The organism is Nocardia sp. NPDC059764, from assembly GCF_042732555.1.
In the GTDB taxonomy this organism is placed as follows: domain Bacteria; phylum Actinomycetota; class Actinomycetes; order Mycobacteriales; family Mycobacteriaceae; genus Nocardia.
In genome coordinates, this window is sequence record NZ_JBHWHH010000287.1 from 1 (window position 1) to 5,474 (window position 5,474).

General features: G+C 65.6%; 4 protein-coding genes. All 4 read left to right on the forward strand.

What is annotated here, in order from left to right; all coding sequences use genetic code 11:
- Window positions 1–275 precede the first annotated feature (275 nt).
- The 4 genes from ACFV4K_RS34480 to ACFV4K_RS34495 all read left to right on the forward strand — a co-directional run bounded on the left by ACFV4K_RS34480 (window position 276) and on the right by ACFV4K_RS34495 (window position 5,314).
- Entirely contained in the window at window positions 276–1,256 is a 981-nt protein-coding gene (locus tag ACFV4K_RS34480) for an alpha/beta hydrolase (protein ID WP_379280505.1), read from the forward strand.
- Between the two features lie 205 nt (window positions 1,257–1,461).
- On the forward strand, window positions 1,462–2,550 hold the full coding sequence (locus tag ACFV4K_RS34485) for an alpha/beta hydrolase (RefSeq protein WP_379280507.1): 1,089 nt from the start codon (window positions 1,462–1,464) through the stop codon (window positions 2,548–2,550).
- Between the two features lie 173 nt (window positions 2,551–2,723).
- Entirely contained in the window at window positions 2,724–3,770 is a 1,047-nt protein-coding gene (locus tag ACFV4K_RS34490; protein WP_379280509.1) for an alpha/beta hydrolase, read from the forward strand.
- A gap of 584 nt (window positions 3,771–4,354) precedes the next feature.
- Window positions 4,355–5,314, forward strand: a complete 960-nt coding sequence (locus ACFV4K_RS34495) for an alpha/beta hydrolase family protein (protein WP_357275140.1) — start codon at window positions 4,355–4,357, stop codon at window positions 5,312–5,314.
- Window positions 5,315–5,474 lie beyond the last annotated feature (160 nt).

The following is a 5,474-nucleotide window of genomic DNA, read 5'->3' on the forward strand; positions in this document are numbered from 1 at the left end:
GGGCTGCTGTGCGCTGTACTCCAATTGATTTGGGCGTTTTGTCACGAACTGAAGATAAAGTTTGAAATTCTGTCTCAATTAGGTAACGCCTGGCAGGGGGTTCCGCGATACGCTTCTCGGCAGGCCGCTGCGGGTGATCTTCCTATGTGTCACAGCGGATGTCATGAGTTTGGAAGGGCCGGAACAACACGATGCCTAGCGCTGCCACTGTGGGTGCAAAACGGGGAACTCGACCGCGGCGAGCGTGGTTCACGAGGACGACATTCGGCCTGGCCATGGCGCTGATGCTGCCGTTCGGGGCATCGGTCGCCGGCGCCGGCGGCACCGCGCAGGCGGCTCTGAATCCGGCCGGTTTCGATTTCTACGTGGATTCCGCGATGGGCCCGATCAAGTCGCGCGTCTTCCGCGCCAATGACGGCAATACCAATCGCGTGGTCTACCTGCTCGACGGCATGCGCGCCCGCGAGGACCTCAACGGCTGGGAGATCGAGACCAACGTCGCCCAGGCGTTGATGGACGCCAATATCAATGTGGTGATGCCGGTCGGCGGCGCGTCCAGCTTCTACGCCGACTGGACCCAGCCCAGCACCTTCCTGGGCATGAAGCCCGGCACCGCGCCGGGCGACGTGACCGGTTCCGGCGCCTCGTCGGTGTTCTCGGGTGGTCCGGGCAAGTCCTACACCTACAAGTGGGAAACCTTCATCACCAGCGACCTGCGCAACGCGCTGCGGGATCGGCTGGGCTTCAGCCCGAACCGCAACGGCGTGGTCGGCGTGTCCATGAGCGGCAGCGCCGCGCTCATGCTGGCGGCCTTTCATCCCGACCAGTTCAGTTACGCCAGTTCGAATTCGGGTGTGCCGAATATGAGCACGCCCGGCATGCGGGCGGCGATCCGCGCCGCGATGCTGGACTGCGGTGGCTACAACGTGGATGCCCTGGCTTCGTCGGAGTCCAAATGGCAGCACCTCGACCCGGCCGTGTTCGCAACGCGGTTGAAGGCCAACAACACCCGGCTGTGGATCTCCGCGGCGAGCGCCATTCCGGGCGGCGGTGACATCTCCGCGATGGCGACCAAGGAAGGCATGGGCATCGAGGCGGTGGCGCTGGCGAGCACCCGGATGTTCCAGGCCCGCTTGGCCGTTGTCGGTCTCGGAAATGTCGCCTACGACTTCCCGCCCACCGGCATTCACAACTGGCACACCTGGGAGCCGCAACTCATCAAGCAGTTGCCGGATTTGTCATCTCATATCGGCTGACGCACGTCCCTTTGTCTCGAGTCCTGTATCAATGAGCAGCTCAGGGCACTTTTCCACCGAATAGTGGCGCCGGTCACTTCTGTCACAAACCGATAACGAACACCTCTCCAATGCACGATAGGCTCCCCGAGACCTTCCGCCGGGAGATGACGGACCGGCGGGAATTGCACGGATATGAACAGGACACGAAAGGCCGGACAAAGGCATGCGAGGCGAGTGGGTTAGACGTCCATCACTGGGCGGCGGATGGTTGAAACGATCGGCACTCGGGCTCGCCGCGGCCCTCATGGTTCCCCTGGGCGCGACGGTGGCCGGGGTCGGCGGGGTCGCGCACGCGGCCTTCAACCCCGACGGGTTCGACTTCTGGGTCGACTCGGCCAGCATGGGCCCGGTCAAGACCCGCGTGTTCCGCGCCGCGGACGGCAACACCGCCCGCGTCGTCTACGCCCTCGACGGTATGCGTGCCACCCAGATCCTCAATGGCTGGGAGAACGACACCGAGGTCGTCCGCGCGCTGACCGCCGCGAACATCAACGTGGTCATGCCGGTCGGCGGCGAGTCCAGCTTCTACGCCGACTGGGCCGAGCCCAGCTCCATCCTCGGCATCGGCGGCGGCAGCGGCTCGGCCGGTTCCTCCTCGGGCTCCGCCTCGGGCTCGCAGTCGGGTTCCGGCGCGTTCGGCCTGTTCGCCGGCGGCCCGGGCAAGAGCTACCGCTACACCTGGGAAACCTTCATCACCCAGGACCTCCGCAACGCGCTGCGCGACCGGCTGGGCTTCAACCCCAACCGCAACGGCGTGTTCGGCCTGTCCATGGGTGGTTCGGGCGCGCTGACCCTGGCCGCCTACCACCCGGACCAGTTCAGCTACGCGGGCTCGTTCTCCGGCTACCTGAACGTCTCCGCGCCGGGCATGCGTGAGGCCATCCGCGTCGCCATGATCGACGCCGGCGGCTACAACGTGGACTCGATGGCCCCGCCGTGGGGTCAGCAGTGGCTGCGCATGGACCCGTTCGTGTTCGCGCCGCGCCTGATCGCCAACAACACCCGCCTGTGGATCTCCGCCGCCAGCGCAGTCCCGGCCGCCGGTGACGTCTCCGGCGTCATGTCGGTGGTCCAGGGCATGCCGCTGGAGGCGCTCGCGCTCGCCAACACCCGGGCCTTCCAGGTCCGGATGGCCACCCTGGGCGCGCAGAACGTCACCTACGACTTCCCGGCCAGCGGTGTGCACAACTGGCGGAACTGGGAGGCCGAGGTCTACCGCATGATCCCGGACCTTTCCAACAACATCGGCTAGAAAACCGCGCTCAGCGCGTAAAGTCCCCCGGGCGTAGGTCAAGATCTGGACTCGCCCGGGGGACTCGTGCGTCGACACGCCCGACACGCCGACGCGGACGTCCGATACTTGAGCAGTTTCGAAGAGAAGATCGTTCTGCTGGATCGTCTGTGCTCCGATGAGAGGCTGGGTCGATGCTGGTGCGTGGCTTCAAACGAACTGTGCTGGGTATCGCGACGGCGATGCTGCTGCCATTAGGCGCCGGGGTGGTCGTCTCCCCGCCCGCATCAGCCGGTTTCAATCCCTCCGGATTCGACTTCTGGGTCGATTCTCCCGAGATGGGCCCGATCAAGTCCCGGATCTTCCGAGCCGCCGACGGCAATACCAACCGCGTCGTCTACGTGCTCGACGGTGAACGCGCCCAGGGCGACCTGAACGGCTGGGAGATCAACACCAATGTCGCCGAGGTCCTGCAGAGCTGGAACATCAATGTGGTGATGCCGGTCGGCGGCCAGTCCAGCTTCTACGCGGACTGGGATTCACCCAGTTCCTTCTTCGGCCTCGCACCCGGCAGTGGCTCGTCCGCGCCGAATTCCGGATCCGGCATGACCGAGGCGCTGGGCGGCGGTGAGGGCAAGAGCTACCGCTACACCTGGGAATCGCTGCTCACCAATCAGCTGCGCTGGGGATTGCGGGATCGCCTGGGCTTCAATCCGAATCGCAATGGGGTGTTCGGATTGTCGATGGGCGGCAGTGCCGCGCTCACGCTGTCGGCGTACCACCCCGACCAATTCAGTTTCGCCGGATCATTCTCCGGTTATCTGAACATTTCCGCGCCGGGTATGCGCGAGGGCATTCGCGCGGCCATGATCGACGCCGGCGGCTACAACGTCGACTGCATGGCGCCGCCGTGGGGTCCGCAGTGGTTGCGCATGGATCCCTTCGTCTTCGCGCCCACCCTGATCGCGAACAACACCCGCGTCTGGGTCGCGGCCGGCAGCGGCCTGCCGATGCAGCAAGACCTCCAGATACCGATCGGCGCGGCCGCCGACCGCATCGTCCGCGGCACCCCGCTGGAGGCGTTGGCGCTGGCCAATACCCGCGCGTTCCAGGTCCGCATGATGACGCTGGGCGCGAGCAACGTGGTCTACGACTTCCCGCCCGCCGGGGTGCACGCGTGGACCAACTGGCAGGACAACGCGTACCGGATGATTCCGGACATGTCGGCGAATATCGGCTGACGTTCGAAATCCGCGCCACCGCAACACGCTTCGAACGAGTTCGCCCGATGTTCGATCAGCGGCATGAGACCGAGTCTCATGCCGCTGTTTTGTTGTGCCTGGTCGGATCGTGTGCGAGGCATTGCCCGTGCATCGGAGACATTGCCGGCCGGCGGGATTGGGGGCTGCCGATTACCGGCTGAGCTGTTGTCATAGGAATGGCGAATAGACGGGTGAGTGACACACGTCACTGGTGCTGAATCGCTGTTTGTGCATAGGCGAAATGCGAGTTCGTGTACGCGTCGGATGCGGTTCCCGCCAGTGCCGCGACACTCGCGAGTCGGCGTGTTTCTCATTGTGCCGAAAGATCATTCGGTCCTGTTGCCGAGAGTGGGCTCCGTGACATATTGTCACGCGGAACCAATCTGATGAGGTTGTCGGGGATCTCGCTGTCCGGTGATGTCGCGGCCGATGTCGGCTGCACTCATGGGGCGGGTTGGCCGTCAGCAGCGAAGTAGCCGGAGTAAAAGAAAGCAGGATTCATGAGGTTCGGCAGGAACGGGGGGAGTACTGCGGCGCGTCCGACACGCGGTGCGGGTACATGGATGAGGCGGACGCTGGTCGCATCGGTCGCCGCTCTCGCACTGCCGGTGGTGGTGGGCGGCGCTCCGGCGCAGGCCCTGCCCGCTCATGGCATCACCCACCGGATGAACCCGGGCGCCACCGAGGACCTGATGGTTCCCTCGAGCATGGGCCCGATCAAGGTCCAGGTCCAGTGGGCCCGCAACGGCGGCAACGGCGCGCTCTACATGCTCGACGGCATGGCCGCGCGTGACGACCGCAACGCGTGGAGCTTCGAGACCAACGCCAACCAGCAGTTCTCGAACGACGACATCACCCTGGTGATGCCGGTCGGTGGTCAGTCCAGCTTCTACACCGACTGGCTGGCCCCGAGTAACACCAACGGCCAGAAGTTCACCTACAAGTGGGAGACCTTCCTGACCAAGGAGCTGCCCGCCTTCCTCGAGGGCTACGGCGTCTCCCGCACCAACAACGCGGTCGTCGGTCTGTCGATGAGCGGTGGCGCCGCGCTCGCGCTGGCCGCCTTCCACCGCGACCAGTTCAAGTGGGCCGGCTCGTACTCCGGCGCGCTGAACGTCTCCGCCCCCGGTATGCGGGAGGCCCTGCGCGTGGCCGTCCTGCGCTGGGGCGCCTACAACATCGACTCGATGGCGCCGCCGTGGAGCCCGCAGTGGCTGCGCATGGATCCGTTCGTGTTCGCTCCGCAGCTGCGTGGCCTGCCGATGCGTATCTCGGCCGGTGGCGCGCTGCCCGGTGAGTTCGACCGGCCGGCCAATGTCGGCGCGGTGTTCGACACCGGCGTCGGTATGGGCATCGAGGCGGTCTGCCTGCTCAACACCCGCTCGTTCCAGGCCCGCCTGGCGCAGCTGGGCATCCCGGCGGACTTCGACTTCCCGGCCACCGGCACCCACTCCTGGAAGTACTGGGAGGCCGAGCTGTGGAAGTCCCGCATCGGCATCCTGCAGGCGCTGCACGCGATCTGATCTTCCGATAGCCCGAATGCCGGTCACCCCTCGGGGTGACCGGCATTCGCCGTTTCCCGGACGGGATCGAAAGCTAATGTGGCACAGGTGGTATCGCGACGACGGCGCTCGTGCCGGATCAGGGGGACGGTCGCCATCGCGGCGGCCGTCGCGATAGTGC

Excerpts from the sequence above, each read along its gene's own strand:
- ACFV4K_RS34485 (WP_379280507.1), top strand. The coding sequence starts at position 1,462 with ATGCGAGGCGAGTGGGTTAGACGTCCATCACTGGGCGGCGGATGGTTG.
- ACFV4K_RS34490 (WP_379280509.1), top strand. The coding sequence starts at position 2,724 with ATGCTGGTGCGTGGCTTCAAACGAACTGTGCTGGGTATCGCGACGGCG.
- ACFV4K_RS34495 (WP_357275140.1), top strand. The coding sequence starts at position 4,355 with ATGAGGCGGACGCTGGTCGCATCGGTCGCCGCTCTCGCACTGCCGGTG.
- ACFV4K_RS34480 (WP_379280505.1), top strand. The coding sequence starts at position 276 with ATGGCGCTGATGCTGCCGTTCGGGGCATCGGTCGCCGGCGCCGGCGGC.